General features: G+C 61.4%; 12 protein-coding genes, 3 pseudogenes and 1 other annotated feature. Of the genes and pseudogenes, 10 read left to right on the top strand and 5 right to left on the bottom strand.

Annotated features, from left to right (window positions below; all coding sequences use genetic code 11):
• Positions 1 to 33 precede the first annotated feature (33 nt).
• The 7 genes from ACXZ66_RS04235 to ACXZ66_RS04265 all read left to right on the top strand — a co-directional run bounded on the left by ACXZ66_RS04235 (position 34) and on the right by ACXZ66_RS04265 (position 8542).
• Positions 34 to 444 carry a PaaI family thioesterase gene (locus tag ACXZ66_RS04235; RefSeq protein WP_458750666.1) on the top strand — a complete coding sequence of 137 codons (411 nt, stop codon included), beginning with the start codon at positions 34 to 36 and terminating at the stop codon, positions 442 to 444.
• Between the two features lie 277 nt (positions 445 to 721).
• Positions 722 to 817: a K(+)-transporting ATPase subunit F gene (kdpF, locus tag ACXZ66_RS04240; protein WP_039672809.1), complete on the top strand. Its 96-nt coding sequence runs from the start codon at positions 722 to 724 to the stop codon at positions 815 to 817.
• Positions 817 to 2529: a potassium-transporting ATPase subunit KdpA gene (gene kdpA / locus ACXZ66_RS04245; protein WP_458751268.1), complete on the top strand. Its 1713-nt coding sequence runs from the start codon at positions 817 to 819 to the stop codon at positions 2527 to 2529. The genes kdpF and kdpA overlap by 1 nt, the downstream gene beginning before the upstream one ends.
• Positions 2526 to 4607, top strand: a complete 2082-nt coding sequence (gene kdpB / locus ACXZ66_RS04250) for a potassium-transporting ATPase subunit KdpB (protein WP_458750667.1) — start codon at positions 2526 to 2528, stop codon at positions 4605 to 4607. The genes kdpA and kdpB overlap by 4 nt, the downstream gene beginning before the upstream one ends.
• Before the next feature lie 18 nt (positions 4608 to 4625).
• Entirely contained in the window at positions 4626 to 5177 is a 552-nt protein-coding gene (locus tag ACXZ66_RS04255) for a potassium-transporting ATPase subunit C (protein WP_458750668.1), read from the top strand.
• Between the two features lie 33 nt (positions 5178 to 5210).
• Positions 5211 to 7808 carry an ATP-binding protein gene (locus ACXZ66_RS04260; RefSeq protein ID WP_458750669.1) on the top strand — a complete coding sequence of 866 codons (2598 nt, stop codon included), beginning with the start codon at positions 5211 to 5213 and terminating at the stop codon, positions 7806 to 7808.
• The gene (locus ACXZ66_RS04265; protein WP_458750670.1) at positions 7805 to 8542 is read left to right on the top strand and encodes a response regulator; all 738 of its coding nucleotides are present in this window, start codon (positions 7805 to 7807) and stop codon (positions 8540 to 8542) included. Before ACXZ66_RS04260 ends, ACXZ66_RS04265 begins: the two co-directional genes overlap by 4 nt.
• Here the strand turns inward: ACXZ66_RS04265 and ACXZ66_RS04270 are convergent.
• The 5 genes and pseudogenes from ACXZ66_RS04270 to ACXZ66_RS04290 all read right to left on the bottom strand — a co-directional run bounded on the left by ACXZ66_RS04270 (position 8530) and on the right by ACXZ66_RS04290 (position 13281).
• Positions 8530 to 9381, bottom strand: a pseudogene (locus ACXZ66_RS04270) (3-hydroxyacyl-CoA dehydrogenase family protein). The gene ACXZ66_RS04265 and the pseudogene ACXZ66_RS04270 sit on opposite strands and share 13 nt — an antisense overlap.
• Before the next feature lie 26 nt (positions 9382 to 9407).
• Entirely contained in the window at positions 9408 to 10175 is a 768-nt protein-coding gene (locus ACXZ66_RS04275) for an enoyl-CoA hydratase/isomerase family protein (protein ID WP_458750671.1), read from the bottom strand.
• A pseudogene (locus ACXZ66_RS04280) lies at positions 10176 to 11008 on the bottom strand (acetyl-CoA C-acyltransferase); the annotation flags it as partial.
• A gap of 146 nt (positions 11009 to 11154) precedes the next feature.
• Positions 11155 to 11979: pseudogene (locus ACXZ66_RS04285) on the bottom strand (transposase); the annotation flags it as partial.
• Positions 11980 to 12016: 37 nt separating this feature from the next.
• Positions 12017 to 13281, bottom strand: a protein-coding gene (locus ACXZ66_RS04290) for an IS3 family transposase (protein WP_458750672.1) whose coding sequence is annotated in 2 segments (ribosomal slippage) — positions 12017 to 12990 and positions 12990 to 13281 — 1266 coding nt in all. Because the reading frame shifts where the segments join, the coding sequence is not laid out codon by codon here.
• Positions 12860 to 12991, bottom strand: a sequence feature (AL1L pseudoknot). Its footprint overlaps the gene before it by 132 nt.
• 369 nt (positions 13282 to 13650) lie before the next feature.
• On the opposite strand from ACXZ66_RS04290, the gene ACXZ66_RS04295 reads away from it, so the two are divergent.
• The 3 genes from ACXZ66_RS04295 to ACXZ66_RS04305 all read left to right on the top strand — a co-directional run bounded on the left by ACXZ66_RS04295 (position 13651) and on the right by ACXZ66_RS04305 (position 15034).
• On the top strand, positions 13651 to 14151 hold the full coding sequence (locus ACXZ66_RS04295) for a hypothetical protein (protein WP_458750673.1): 501 nt from the start codon (positions 13651 to 13653) through the stop codon (positions 14149 to 14151).
• Between the two features lie 500 nt (positions 14152 to 14651).
• The gene (locus tag ACXZ66_RS04300; RefSeq protein WP_458750674.1) at positions 14652 to 14804 is read left to right on the top strand and encodes a hypothetical protein; all 153 of its coding nucleotides are present in this window, start codon (positions 14652 to 14654) and stop codon (positions 14802 to 14804) included.
• A gap of 53 nt (positions 14805 to 14857) precedes the next feature.
• A complete protein-coding gene (locus ACXZ66_RS04305) occupies positions 14858 to 15034 on the top strand; it encodes an antitoxin VbhA family protein (RefSeq protein WP_458750675.1) in 177 nt (58 codons plus the stop codon).
• The last annotated feature ends 11 nt before the right edge of the window (positions 15035 to 15045 follow it).

Consider the following 15045-nt stretch of genomic DNA (forward strand, 5'->3'; position numbering starts at 1 on the left):
GTCACATTTCTAGGACTAAGTAAGGAGTGCAGCATGGCCGCGGAGGTATGGAAGATTCAGTTGGGGGAGCTGGACAAGAAGATGGGGGTAGAGATCCTGGAAGAGTCTGCTGAGCGAGTGGTGGCCACCATGCCGGTCGAGGGCAATACCCAATCTTTCGGTCTGCTCCACGGCGGAGCCATGGCGTGCCTAGCTGAGGCAGTGGGCAGCTGGGCGGCGGTGATTCACGCCTCGACGCTGGGCAAGGTCGCCGTGGGCGTAGACATCAACGCAACGCACCACGCTTCCGGGCGCGAAGGTTTGGTGACAGCAACGGCCACCGTCCTCAAGTTGGGTAAGACGCTGTGCTCCCACGAGATCGTCATTACAGATGAGGAGGAGAGGAGGCTGTGTACGGCGCGGATCACGAATGCGCTGGTATCCCCGAGGACGGAAGGGAAGTAAAGGGGGCCGTAAAAGAAGTGTAAAAATCGGGGTCAATGGGTGTAAAGATGCTGCAAATAAGCGTTAGGACCGGGGGAGAGCAGGCCTAACGTCAATGCTCGGCAGGTGCTTACCGGCACCGGCGCCCGATGCCCATACGCACCGGGCACAACCTTGTATTGCTTTCACCCAAGGGGGTCTTTCCCACATGTTGGACATTCTGGTCATCGTGATCGTGGTTCTGACATTTAGCGCTCCCTCCGCCATCAACGAGTTTATGGACGGAGATGCCTAAATCATGAACACCATCACTGCGGTCATCGGGCTCATCATTGTTGTAGCGCTCGTGGCCTACCTCATCATTTCCCTTATTGACCCGGAGCGTTTCGCATGATCGCCAGCATCGCGGCAGTGGCGCCGCAATACCTTGCCCTCTGTGTACTTCTCGGTGCATCGTACGTGCCGCTCGGCAACTGGATGGCCCGCGCCTATAGCTCCGACAATGACTGGGCCGTGGAGCGCCTCGTGTACAGAATCCTGAGGGTTGACCCCAACCGAGGCCACAACGCCAAGAACTACACGCGGGCGCTGCTGGGATTCAGCCTGGCCTCCGTGCTGGTTCTCTATGCGGTGCAACGCCTCCAAGCCGTCTTGCCCAGCTTTGGCAATGCCCGGGAGGAAGCGGTGGAGCCGTGGATGGCATTCAACACTGCGGCTTCTTTTACCGCCAACACCAACTGGCAGTCCTACTCCGGCGAAGACACCCTGACCAACGCCTCCCAGATGCTGGGATTGACCGTGCAAAACTTTGCCTCGGCTGCCGTGGGTATGTGCGTTGCCGTCGCCCTCATTCGCGGTATCGGCCACCTGGGTTACAGCCGTGACACACTGGCCACTGAGAGCGGTCAGCACCTCATCGGCAACTTTTGGGTAGACCTCACCCGCGGTCTCGTCCGCATTCTGCTTCCCCTGTCACTCATCATCTCCACCGTGCTCATCCTCGGCGGCACCATGCAGACCTTTGGTTCCAATCTGGTGACCGCCTCGGGCGTGGACATTTCGCGTGCGCCCGTGGCCAGCCAGGAAGCCATCAAGCTGCTGGGAACCAACGGCGGTGGCATCTTTGGCGCTAACTCTGCCCATCCCTTTGAAAACCCCACCGGTTTCACCAACCTGGTGGAAATCTTCTCCCTCCTGGTCATCTCCTTCTGCTTCATCCGTGTCTACGGCGTGATGCTGAATTCTCAGAAGCATGCGTGGACGCTTCTGGGCGTGGCTGGCGGCCTCTGGACACTCATGGTGGTCCTGGTCACCTGGGCTCAGCACACCCTTGTCGGCGGTGCGGCACACGCGGCTGGGGCCAACATGGAGGGCATCGAACAGCGCCTCGGCATTGATGCTTCCGCGCTGTTTGCGGTCTCCACGACGGGCACCTCGACGGGTGCGGTGGACTCCATGCACGATAGCTATTCCCCGCTCGGTGGTGGCTTGCTCATCCTCAACATGTTGTTGGGCGAAATCGCGCCGGGCGGTGTGGGCACCGGCCTGTATGGCCTGCTCATTGTAGCCATCCTGGCCGTCTTTATCGGCGGGCTTCTGGTGGGGCGTACCCCGGAATTCATGGGCAACAAGATCGGCCGCAAGGAAATCTCCGCGGTCAGCCTGTACATCCTCACCATGCCTGTCCTGGTTCTCGTGGGCGTCGGCGCCTCGGTGGCTCAACGCAAGCTGGTCGAACTCTCGGCGACGAACTTTGGAGCGCCGGGTACCGCGGACAATGCACACGGGCTTTCCGAGGTTCTCTATGCGTTTACCTCCGCTGCTAACAACAACGGCTCCGCTTTCGCCGGCCTGACGGTTACTGAGCCCTGGTGGCAGATCACCTTGGGCCTGGCCATGCTGTTGGGCCGCTTCCTGCCCATCGTCTTTGCCCTGTACCTCGCCGGCAGCCTGGCAGGGCAAAAGCGCCAGGCCACCACGGCTGGCAGCTTGCCGACGTCCGGCGTGACCTTCGCACTCCTCACCATAGGCGTGATTCTGCTGGTCGCCGCACTAACCTTCTTCCCCGTTCTCACCCTAGGTCCCATTTCGGAGGCACTATCATGACAACCCCAACCATGACCACAGAGCCGAATTCTGAGCCGGATAAGGCTCCTCACCGTACGGCTTCTGAGAAGAGTAACGGCCTTGCCGCCGCGGCCCTCAAGTCCCTACCGGGCAAGATGTCTCCCCTTTCCCAAGCCCGCAACCCCGTGATGTTTGTGGTGTGGGTCGGCGCCGCGCTCACGACCGTGTGGTCCATCATCCACCCCAGTGTCTATGGGTGGGTTGTGACGGTGTGGCTGTGGTTCACTATTGCCTTCGCGGCTTTTGCTGAGGCCTACGCCGAAGGCCGCGGAAAGGCTCAGGCGGATAGCCTTCGCTCCGTGCGCGACGATGCAACTGCCAACCTCCTGACAGACTCTGGTATTCAGGTGGTTCCGGCTTCCGAGCTGACCAAGGGCGCTATCGTGCGCGTCGAGGCAGGCGAGACCATCCCGGGCGACGGTGACGTCATCGAAGGCGCCGCGACTGTGGATGAATCCGCCATCACCGGTGAGTCGGCCCCAGTTGTCCGCGAGGCCGGCGGTGACCGCTGTGCCGTGACCGGCGGCACCGTGGTGCTGTCTGACTGCATCACGGTGAAGATCACCTCAGAGCCAGGATCCACCTTCGTGGACACCATGATTGCCCTGGTGGAGGGCGCTGAGCGTCGCAAGACACCGAATGAGATTGCGCTGAGCATTCTGCTATCGACGCTGACCATTCTCTTCCTCGTGGCGGTGACCGCATTGGCGCCGATGGGCTTGTTTACCGGCGCCGAGCTTTCCCCACTCTCACTCGTGGCGCTGTTGGTGTGCCTGATCCCCACCACGATCGCGGCCTTGCTGTCCGCCGTGGGTATTGCCGGAATGAACCGACTGGTTCGCCACAACGTGTTGGCCACCTCTGGCCGCGCGGTGGAAGCTGCCGGCGACGTGGCCACCCTGCTCCTGGATAAGACCGGCACCATCACCTACGGCAACCGCCAGGCCACCGGCCTGATTGTGGCCCGGGGAAGTGATGAGCAGGAGGCGGCCGAGGTTGCCCGCGTGGCCTCCATAGCGGATGAAACACCGGAGGGACGCTCCATCGTGGCGTGGCTGACGGAGAACTACGGGCTCAGTGATGGGGGCGACGACGAAGCCCGAAGCGCTGAGGTGATCCCCTTTAGCGCCTCGACCCGCATGTCTGGTTTGGATTTCTCCAACAGAAAGCTACGTAAAGGCGCTGGTGACGCCGTGCGCGCGTGGGTTACCGAGGCCGGCGGCCACTGGCCGGAGGAGATTGTGAACGCGGTGACCCAGATTGCCCAAGCCGGCGGCACACCACTGCCGGTGGCGGTGGAAGAAGCCGACGGCAGCCGCAAGGTTATTGCGGTGGTGCAGCTGAGTGACGTCGTCAAGCCCGGCATGGCTGAGCGTTTCGCCGAGCTGCGACAGATGGGGATCAAGACCATCATGGTCACCGGTGACAACCCTCTGACTGCGGCCGCTATTGCCAAGGAAGCCGGCGTTGATGATTACATCGCCGAGGCCACCCCGGAGGACAAGCTTGCCCGCATCCGTGAGGAGCAGGCGCAGGGCCGCATGGTGGCCATGACCGGCGACGGAACCAACGATGCCCCCGCGCTGGCCCAGGCAGATGTCGGCGTGGCCATGAACACCGGCACCTCCGCGGCTAAGGAAGCCGCCAACATGGTGGACCTCGATTCCGACCCGACCAAGCTCATCGACATCGTGCGCATTGGCAAGCAGCTACTCATTACCCGCGGCGCGTTGACTACCTTCTCCCTGGCCAACGACCTGGCCAAATACTTCGCCATCCTGCCAGCGCTATTTTCGGCACAGTTGCCACATCTGGAGCGCCTCAACGTTATGCACCTGCATTCCCCGCAGTCAGCCATTGTCTCCGCCGTTGTCTTCAACGCTCTCATCATCGTTGCTCTGATTCCGCTTGCCCTCAAGGGCGTGGCGTACAAGCCGGCCTCCGCGTCCTCCCTCCTGCGCCGCAACCTCGGCATCTGGGGATTGGGCGGCGTCATTACCCCATTCATCGGCATCTGGCTCATTGACCAGGTTGTCTCCCTCCTTCCAGGTCTTTAAAAAGAAAAGGACAGTTCAATGCGTGTCTACATGCGTAACCTCATCGCCGGATTCGTCGCTGTGTTCTTGTGCGTCGTTGTACTCGGCATGGTCTACCCGGCGGCTGTTTGGGCGATTTCTCGCATCACACCGGATTCCGCCGACGGCAACCTCATCTACCAGGGCGAGTGCCTCGTGGGCTCGAGCCAGATTCAGGATGGGCTCACGGATGGGCCGTACTTCTTCCCTCGTGCGGAAGGCATGAGCAACTACGGCACGAGCAGTTCCGAGCTGGAGAAGTCCATCACGGAACGTCGTGAGAGCATTGCGCAGCGGGAGGGTGTGAGCCCGGAGGAGGTGCCGGCCGATGCCGTCACCGGCTCCGGCTCCGGCGTGGATTCTGGCATCAGCCCCGAATACGCGGAGCTGCAGGCCCCGCGCGTGGCGCGCGAACAGGGCCTGAGCGTGGAAGAAGTAGAACAACTCATCGCGGATAACACTGAGCACGCTAGCCTTGGATTCCTGGGCGAAGATGCGGTCAATGTGACGACACTCAACATGTCGCTGCCCACGCCGACACCGTGTGCATAAAGATGAGTTCATACGAGCATTTAAGATGAAGCAATGATGACCGAAGCAAGCGCGCCCGCTCCGCGGCGCAAACGCGGCACCTTGAAGATTCTTCTGGGCGCTGCGCCCGGCGCGGGCAAAACCTGCGCCATGCTCAATGAGGCGCACACGCTAAGAGACCACGGCCGCGATGTTGTAGTGGGCATCGTGGAGGACCACGGGCGCGCCTACACGAAGGCTCTGTGCGAGGGCCTCGAGGTTATCCCCCGGCGGACCGTCGAAGGGCTGTCCGCGGGTGAAATGGATACTACGGCTGTCATCGACAGGCACCCGGACATTGCGCTTGTCGACGAGTTCGCGCACTCCAACCCCCGCGACGAGGAGCACAAGAAGCGGTGGGAAGACGTCGAGGAGATCCTGGATGCCGGAATCGACGTGATATCAACACTGAATATCCAGCACGTAGAGAGCCTCAATGACGTCATCAAGCAGATCACGGGCATTGCGCCGCAGGAAACGGTGCCGGATGAGGTGGTGCGGGCTGCTGATGAGATTGAGCTTGTCGACGTCTCCCCGCAGCTGTTGCGAACCCGTCTGCGGGACGGGCAGGTCTACCGAGAGGCCCGCATCGAACCGGCCCTGAGCAACTACTTCCGCGTGGGAAACCTCACCGCGCTGCGTGAGCTGGCCTTGCTGTGGTTGGCAGACCAAGTCGACGAGGCGCTCATTACCTACCGCGCAGACCAGAAAATTACAGATACGTGGGAGGCGCGCGAGCGCGTCGTGGTGGCTATCCAGAACGTGGCGCATGCGGAAACCCTCATTCGCCGCGGGCGCCGCATCGCGACGAAATCCTCGGCGGAGCTGCACGTGGTGCACGTGGTCTTTGGCGATTCTTTTGCCTCGGGCACGTCCTCTGTAGCGGGATCTGTGCAACAGCTGGCGAGGCTGCAGACCTTGGCCAACGACGTGGGCGCGCGCTTGCATCAGGTCACGGGTGATTCAGTCCCGGAGGCACTGCTCAACTTTGCACGCAGTGTCAACGCCACCCAGTTGGTTCTAGGGGTTTCTCCCCGCCGGCGGTGGGGCGTGCACTGGCATGGCACCGTGGCTGAGGCTGTGTTGCGGGAGTCGGGCACGATCGACTGCCACATCATCAACCTGCCGCCGGACACACCTCTCCCTTTAACGCGCCTGCTGCACCCGTTCCGGCCATTCCCACAGCGTGCCATCGCCTGGCTCGGTTCAGTCCTAGGCTTTGTGGGGCTGACCGCGCTGCTCGTTGCGATTGATGGCGCAGAGCTGGGAACTGGCACGTGCTCGGCGTTCTACTTCGCTCTCATCCTGCTGGTCAGCCTCGTCGCGGGGCTATGGCCCGCGGTGGTGGTGGCGATAGCCTCAGGCTTGGCGGTGAATTGGTACTTTACTGAGCCGCTGTACACCTTCGATATTGCGGAGCCTGCCAATGCCGTCATCGTCGTGGTCATGGTGGCCATAGCCTTGGCCGTGGGCATGCTGGTGCGCCGGGCAAAAATTGATCGCTCCAACGCGGCCATCGCCGCGCGCGATGCAGAGCTGCTCACGGTGTTTTCCCGTGCTGCGCTGAACCGCCGCGCGGACGTCTCACCGAAGGATGTTGTCATGCGCAAGGTAGGGGAGGCCTTTGGCTGCCACACGGCCGTGTTGCTCGATGCCGAAGGGGATAGCCTCGCGACGTGGCGCGCGCCTGTCGCCGAGCGCACGTCCACGCGCGTACGCATTCCGGCGAAACCACGGACTGAGCAGTGGGTAGAAACGGTAGTAGCCAGCGAAGATAGGACGGTGCAGCTGCGGATGGAAGGGCCCGCCCTGTCTGCTCGCGATCGCGGGCTCGTCACCGTGGTCATGGGGTATCTCGCGGGTATCGTTCGCCGCGAGCGCCTCGCCGCTGAAGCTGCCCGGGCAGACGCCATAGCCGCCGCGGATGAGCTGCGCCGCGCGCTTCTGTCCAGCGTGAGCCATGATTTGCGCACCCCGTTGGCGACAGCGAAGTTGGCGGTATCATCGCTGCGCAATGCCGACATTGAGTTCAGCGCCGAGGATCAGGAGATGCTCTTGGCAGAGACTGCCGCGAGCATCGAAGAGCTGACCGGGCTGGTGACCAACCTGTTGGACTATTCGCGGCTCACGGCTGGAGCTATCACACCGCGCCGGGAGACGGTACAGGTAGAAGAGGTAGCCAACCGCGCCATCGCCTCGTGCGCCTTCGGACACACCCGTGAAGAAATCCTTCGTATTCAATTGGCGCCCAACCTGCGAGGGGTGACCTGCTGTGCGGATGCCACGCTCTTGGAGCGCGTGCTGGCTAACCTCTTCGACAACGCCCTGCGGTATGCGCCGACGGGGGAGGTGATGCTGAGCGCCCGAGTCGTGGAGGAGCGCGTGGAGCTCAGCGTCACGGACGAAGGACCAGGTATTCCGCCCGAAAAGCAAGAGGAGTTGTTCACGGCCTTCCAGCGTTTGGGGGATACGAGCAATGAGAACGGGGTCGGGCTCGGGTTGTCCGTCGTGCGGGGGTTTGTCGAGGCCATGAGCGGTAATATCGAGGTCGATACCACTCCCGGCGCAACGTTTACGCTGAGTTTCCCCGCTGCGGGAGGAGAATATACATGACGAGCAAGAAAACCAGCATTGTCATCATTGATGATGACCCGCGCCTGCTCAACGCCCTGAGCATTAACTTCAAGGCGCGCGGCTACGAGGTACATCCCGCCACGACCGGCGCCCAAGGCCTGCAGGCGGCGTCGCAGACACAGCCAGATGTCGTCATTCTTGACATGGGTTTGCCCGACATGGACGGCTCCAAGGTGCTCGAAGGTATCCGGGGATGGTCCGCGGTTCCGGTGATCATCTTGACGGCACGCTCCGATCCGCTCTTTAGCGCTGCGGCTTTGGATAGGGGCGCGGATGACTATGTGACGAAGCCCTTCTCCATGGAAGAACTGCTCGCGCGCGTGCGGGTGGCATTGCGCCACGGTAATCCACAGCAGTTTGCCCAGCGCTCAGAGGTCACCGTCGTGCAGGCAGGCGACGTGGTCATTGACGTGCCACGCCATTCCATCACGAAAAGCGGCGAACCGCTGCACTTGACGCCCACTGAATGGGGGCTGCTCACGACCTTGCTGCGGGCTCGTGGTGGCTTGGTGCGAAAGGAAGACTTGCTCGCCGAAATTTGGGGGCCAGGCTTTGAGGGCCAGAGCCATTACTTGCGCATCTACACCTCTCAGCTGCGCCGCAAGCTGGAGGATGACCCAGCCCACCCAGCCTTCTTGTTAACGGAGCCCGGTTTGGGCTACCGCTTCGTGGTCCCGGAGCTGGGCGGGCCGGGGTGCGGCTACTCGGAGTAGTCGTAGAAGCCTTTTCCGGACTTGCGGCCCAGCTCCCCGCGCGCGACCATATCGCGCATGAGCTGTGGCGGGCTAAAACGTTCGCCCAACTGGGATTCGAGGTATTCGGCAATGCCGAGGCGCACATCCAAGCCCACGATATCGGTCAGCTCCAGCGGGCCGATGGGGAACTTGTATCCCAGCACCATGGCGTTATCGATATCGCGCGGCGAGGCCACGCCTTCCTCCACCATGCGGATGGCCTCCAGGGCAATGGCCACACCGAGGCGGGAGGCGGCGAAGCCGGGAGCATCCTTGACCACCACTGCGGTCTTGCCCAGCCCCTCGACCCAGCCCTTGGCCGTGTCCACGAGTGCATCCGGGGTGGATTCAGCGACAACCACTTCTACCAGCTTTGACGCCGGGACGGGGTTGAATAAATGCAGGCCGATGACGTCGTTGGGGATGCTTTCTGCCAGTTGAGACACTCATAGCGACGAGGTATTGGTAGCGACCACGGCCTCCGGCGCGGCCTCGGCGATGTCCCGGAAAGCCGCCACCTTGAGATCCATTGATTCCGGGACAGCCTCAACCACGAGGTCGAAACCTGCGAAGGCGGAGGCGGCGGTGTCGAAGCTGAGCCGTTCATCCCAGGATTCGAAGGTGCCTTCCGCCCCGCGGTCGAGGGAGCCGCGAATGGCCTTGTGCACGCGTTCGCGGGCGGCAGCCACGGCGTCCTCTTTGATATCGACAACGGTCACGGACGCGCCGGACGCCAGGAAGGCGTGGGCGATGCCCGCGCCCATCCGGCCGCCGCCGAGCACGCCGACCGTGGCGGGAACCTGCAGTACTGGGGACATGGGGTGAATCTCCTTGTGTGGAAGGTCTATTTCTTGCGGTCGAGGAAGGCCTGCATCCGCTCAAACTTGGCCGGGGACTCAAAGAGCACGGCTTGGGCAATGTTGTCCACCGCCGGGTGGGCCGCATCCGGCATGGCGATGAGCTGCTTGGTCAAGCGCACAGCCAGCGGGTCCTGCTGGGCTATGCGGGAGGCGAGGGCGAGGGCGCCGTCGACAAGCGCGGCAGGCTCATGCAGCTCGCTGACCAGGTGGTTTGCCAAGGCCTCCTCGCCGGTGAGGATGCGCCCGGCCAGCAGGATCTCCTTCGCCAGCGGGGTGCCCACGCACTCCTTGAGGCGCCACGTGGCACCCGCGGCCGCCGCGATACCGAGGCCGGCTTCAGGCTGCCCGAACTTGGCAAAGGGGGTGGAGACCCGGAAATCGGCGGCCAAGGCCAGCTCCAGACCACCGCCGAGGGCGTGGCCATCCACCGCCGCGATGACGGGCGCGGGAAGGGAAGCGATGCGGTGGAAGATGCCGGAGTTGATGCCACGCAGGGCATCCTCGCGGCGGCGCTCACGAAGTTGCGCGATGTCCGCTCCGGAGGCGAAGATCCCGGGAGGTCCCTTGGGCGTCTCCACGGTGCAGCCGGTGATGATGAGGATGCGCGGCTCGGCCTCGAGTTGCGCGCAGAGCTCGTGGAACTCCGTCACCATCTGCTCATCGATGGCGTTGCGCACCTCGGGGCGGTTGAGCTTGGCGACGACTATCTCGTCCTTCTCGCCGCGCGTTGAAATCTCAATGGCAGTGGTCATCTATACCCTCTCAATCGCGATTGCGGTGCCCTGGCCCACGCCCACGCACATGGTGGCGATGCCACGGCTCAGTCCATCGGTTTCGAGGCGGTTGAGCAGGGTCAACGTGATGCGGGAGCCGGAGGAACCCAGCGGGTGGCCCAGCGCGATGGCGCCGCCCCAGGCGTTGACCTTCTCCTCATCCAGACCCAGTTCGCGGATGCAGGCGATGGACTGAGAGGCGAAAGCTTCGTTGAGCTCGATGGCATCCACGCTATCTAGTTCCCAGCCGGCGCGCTCCAGCACATCGTGGGTCGCCGGGATGGGGCCGGTGCCCATGATTTCCGGACGCACGCCGCGGGCGGAGTTGGCCACCACGCGGGCGCGTGCTGTTAGGTTGTGCTTCTTTAAGGCCTCGTCGGAGGCGACGATGACGCAGGAGGCGCCGTCGTTAAGCGAGGAGGCGTTGCCGGCAGTGGTGACGTCACCCAGGGAGGTCACCGGGCGCAGCTTGGCTAGGACCTCCATCGTGGTGCCGGGGCGGGGCCTTCGTCGGTATCAATGACGGTGACGTTGCCCTTGCGGTCGGTCACCTCGACGGGCACGATTTCCCGGGCGAACTTGCCGGCCTCGATAGCGGCGAGTGCGCGCTCTTGGGAACGCACCGCAAAGGCATCGGCGTCCGTACGGCTAATACCAAAGACGTTGGCTACCTCCTCGGCGGTTTCCGGCATGGAGTAGGTCATCTTCTCCTGCTCCGTGAACTTCGGGTTGGCAAAGCGCCATCCGATGGAGGTATCAAAAACATCTCCTGGCTTGGCAAAAGGCTTGCTTGGCTTTTCCATGACCCAGGGGGGTGTTCCTATGTGAGTTGTCAATTCGGTGGGTGAGGTTGTTGGGGGTGAGAAGTGTTTTCTAGCTTGCTTAGCCGGTGTTGTTTTTGGGCGTGCTGATGGGCCGGTTGTGCTTTGGCACAATCGGCTTTGGATTGGGTGTTTTTCTAGGCTGCGGTTATCTCTTGCGGTTGTGGGTCTTCCCGGTAGAGTTCACCGTTGCGCATCATGGCGAATAGGACGTTGAGCCTTCGGCGTGCCAGTGCGATGACGGCGGCGTTGTGCCTTTTGCCTTGTTTACGTTTCCGTTCGTAGAATTGGCGGGAACGCTCGTGGAATCTGATCGATGCGAATGATGATTGCCATAGGGCGTTCTTTAATTTTTTGTTGCCAGCCCGGTTTGGTGAGTTAGACATGATTGATGTCCCGGACTGGTTGGTTCGTGGCGACAGTCCTGCGTAGGAGGCTAGGTGTGCTGCGTCTGGGAAGTCAGACATGTCGCCGACGGTCATTAGGATTTGGGCTGCGCTTCGTGGCCCTATTCCCGGCATGGAGAGCAAGATTTCAGTCTGCGGAATGTCCTTGATCAGGGTGAGGACCTGGGCTTGAATCTGTTTGCGGTGTTCAAGCTTGGCTAGGGCATCTTTGGCGGCCATGGATACGCCTAGCTCTGCATATGCTGCGCCTGGAATCGATATGGTTTGTTCGTGGATTGCTGCCAGCATGGCGTCGATGACGGGTTCGGGGTTGCGCGCTTGGTGGTTGCGTGCGAAGGCTGCGAGGCGGTCTTTGCTGATGCGCCGTAGTTTTGTGGGACCGCCGTATTTTGCGAGGAGGTGGAGGATCCATTTGCGGTGGATCACTTGTCCGCGCAGAACCTGTTCGAATGCGGGGTAAGTACCTACGAGTGCAGACCGCATTTGATTGATAAGACGGGTGTATGCCCTGGTGAGGTCTTCATCTATGCCGTTGAGAACTTTCAGTTGCAGTGAATCGGCCTGAGTTTTTCGGAGACTACGGGTAAAAGCCTTACTGGGCTCTTCTGATGATGTTGAATTCCTCGTAGTCCTGCTCGTATTCGATCGGGGGAACGTCACCGATCGACGAGTGCAGACGCTGGTGATTGTACCAGTAGACCCAGGAGGCCGTTTCCGTTTCGACCTCCTGGGCATCCCTCCATGTCCGTGCAGGGTCGAAGTCGATGAGCTCAGTCTTGTAGAGCCCGATCGTCGACTCCATCATCGCGTTATCCAAGGCGTCACCGGCCGAGCCGATCGAGCCCTGCAACCCGGCCTCCGCCAGCGCGTCCGTGAACGCCAGCGAGGTGTACTGGGCTCCCGCGTCCGAGTGGTGGACGATGCCGGTGGAGGTGAAGTCCATGCGGGTGCGCCGGCGGGAAAACAGGGCGTGTTCCAGGGCCATGAGCACCATCCGGGTGTCCATCACCCGGGTCACGACCCAGCCGAGGATCATCCGTGAGTACGCGTCGACGATGAAGGCGACGTAACAAAAGCCCTGGCGTGTCCACACGTAGGTGAAGTCGGCGATCCACCACTGATTCGGGTGCGACGGATAGCTCCACCGCCGGTTGATCAGGTCCGGGTGCCGGCGGTGGGCCGGGTTGGCCACGGTGGTTTTCTTACGGTGCATTCCACGTGAGACGCCTTTGATTCCGGTGATCTTCATCAGTCGTTCGACCTGGTCACGGCCAACAGTCATGCCGTCGCGGACAGCGGCCTTCCAGAGTTTACGGCGGCCGTAGACCTTGCGGTTGGCCTCCCATAGCCGGTAGATGCGGTGAGCGGCATAGGCCTGATCCAACTCGGCGTCCGAAGGGCCGAACTCGCGGGCCTGGTGGGCGTAAAAGGTGCTTGGGGCAATCGCGATGCCATGGGCGGTGAGTGTTTCGCAGATTGGCTCGCCCCCGAAGCGGTGGCGGTAGGTGCGGATGAAGTCCACGATTACCGAAGTTTGCGGTCGAGCTCCGCCTGGGCGAAAAAAGCCGACGCCGTCTTCAAGATCTCATTGGCCCGACGCAGCTTGGCCACTTCCTTGGCCTGCTCGTCGTAAGCGGCCTGGAGTTGCTCGTAGGACAGGGAACCGGGCTCCGGGGCCTGCGACTGCTGCTCGTGCCTGCGGATCCAGTTGCGCAGCGTCGATTCCTTCACGCCGAGCAACTCGCCGATCTCCCGGCGGGCGCCGGCCTTGGAGATGTCGCCTTCCTCGAGGCGCTCGAAGTACATGCGCACCGCGCGGTCCTGCGTAGCTGCGTCGTACTGACTGGGTCGTGCCATGATGCTGATCGTCCTCCTAGGGTAAAACCTAGTCTCCGATCACTTCAGGCCGCCTCACCACAATGTTTATTGCTGTCTAGCCTGACCGGAGAGGATATTTAGGCCCCCGCAATCACCCTGTGTGTCGTGTTCTGAGCCGTCACGGCGTCTGCCGGCGGGCATCTCTTGTCACCGTGGACTTGACCCCTTGCAGACCGACCACCTCGAAAGGCTAGCGCACCACCTGGACAGGACTTCGACCGGCAGCACTGAGACGCTCCGACCAGGGGAATAAGAGCAGGGAAACCGCTCATTGGCAACCCCCTCCCACATCCGAGCCAGCGAACATACGTGCTAACCTCTAGATCGGGCCAACCAACTAGGAGCACCATGTTCGCACTCTTCACCGACGCCGGACCTGCCTGGGTCACAGCAGGGGCCGAAGTCGCCCTCCTCGTCACCACTGCTATCGGAGGAGTGTTCGGCTTCGTCCAGTATCGCCGGGCACGGGCCGCGGAAGCCGAGGCAGCGAAGCACGCGCAGATCGCCTCCGAGGCTCAGCAGGCCCTTGCGCGCCTTGAGGAGGAGAAGGCCCGACGCGAAGAAAAGGAACGTCGTGCGAAGCCATGGGAAGTCACTTTTCGCGCGGGGGATACGTACGAGCTCACCAACCTCACCGGAGAGGCGGCCTACGACGTGCGTGGCGTCTTCTTCGGCCGGTCCATGGAACACTTTCCCCAGGGCGTCGACATGGACTATCGCGCCAGCAAGACATTCTTGTGGGCGACGACCTTCGACGAGCATGGCTGCGAAGAGATCACGCTGATCTGGAAGGACTCACCTGACGGAGAAGATCAGCAGTTCACTCTCGTCATGCCGACGAAGTACTGAAAGACCGAGCCTGTACCGTCGTCGCAGCCTGGTCATCAGGCCTCGGCAGGCCCCAAGCCCACAACGACCACGATAATAACCGCAGGTCAAACGCCTACTGCAACCCTGCTAAAAGCAGTGCGTATTTTTACCCACAAAAACGGGTGGAACCTTTAGCTCGCTGGCGCAGTCTAACCAGGTATGTGGATGCTACAGACAAACAATGATGTTCTAACCGGTGATCTGGAGTTGATCGCGGCAACGCTCCTGGAGCAGTTAACTCCCCCGGTATCTCCCCAACAAGTGGAGCTACTAGCCCAAGCGATTACCGGTGAAGTATACCCATGTAAGACAGGTTGATCCAAGGCTTGAGCGCTTCCCCTTGGATACCTCCTAAGGGGAGGATAACCGCACCGCAAAATTCTTTTCTTGGTACAGGGAACCGTTCGGGGATTAAAGACGTCTATCTGTAGGTGCAGATTTTATGTGATGATTTTTGTATTCAAGCTTCCCCTGCAAACTTGCGAGATCTCCTAGTTGGGATGATCCCTGGCGAGCTCACATCCAGTCAGCTCGTGAAGCTGGCTGCTGCCATCTTTGACGTAGATCCAACGGATTTCCTGCTTCTCGACGATTCGCAGGAGATTCCTCAATGGTTTACCGAAGAGGGCTAGCTCTGGCATCGACCGCTTGCTACCGTTTTCTTACGCTAGGAAAGGAACCGGAAATGCCTCTCAGTGCACAGCAGCGTCAGCAATTAGCAAATGTCATTGCCTCCTCCGAGATGGAAGGCGGCCAGGTAAGCGAACGTGAGAAGAAGAATCTAGAAGCACTCATGCTCGGGGAACTAAGCATTGAAGACGCCATTGCAGACGCATTGCGACATGCTGGGGTGGAACGCTGAACGACGAAAAG

This window comes from Corynebacterium sp. S7, assembly GCF_054401105.1.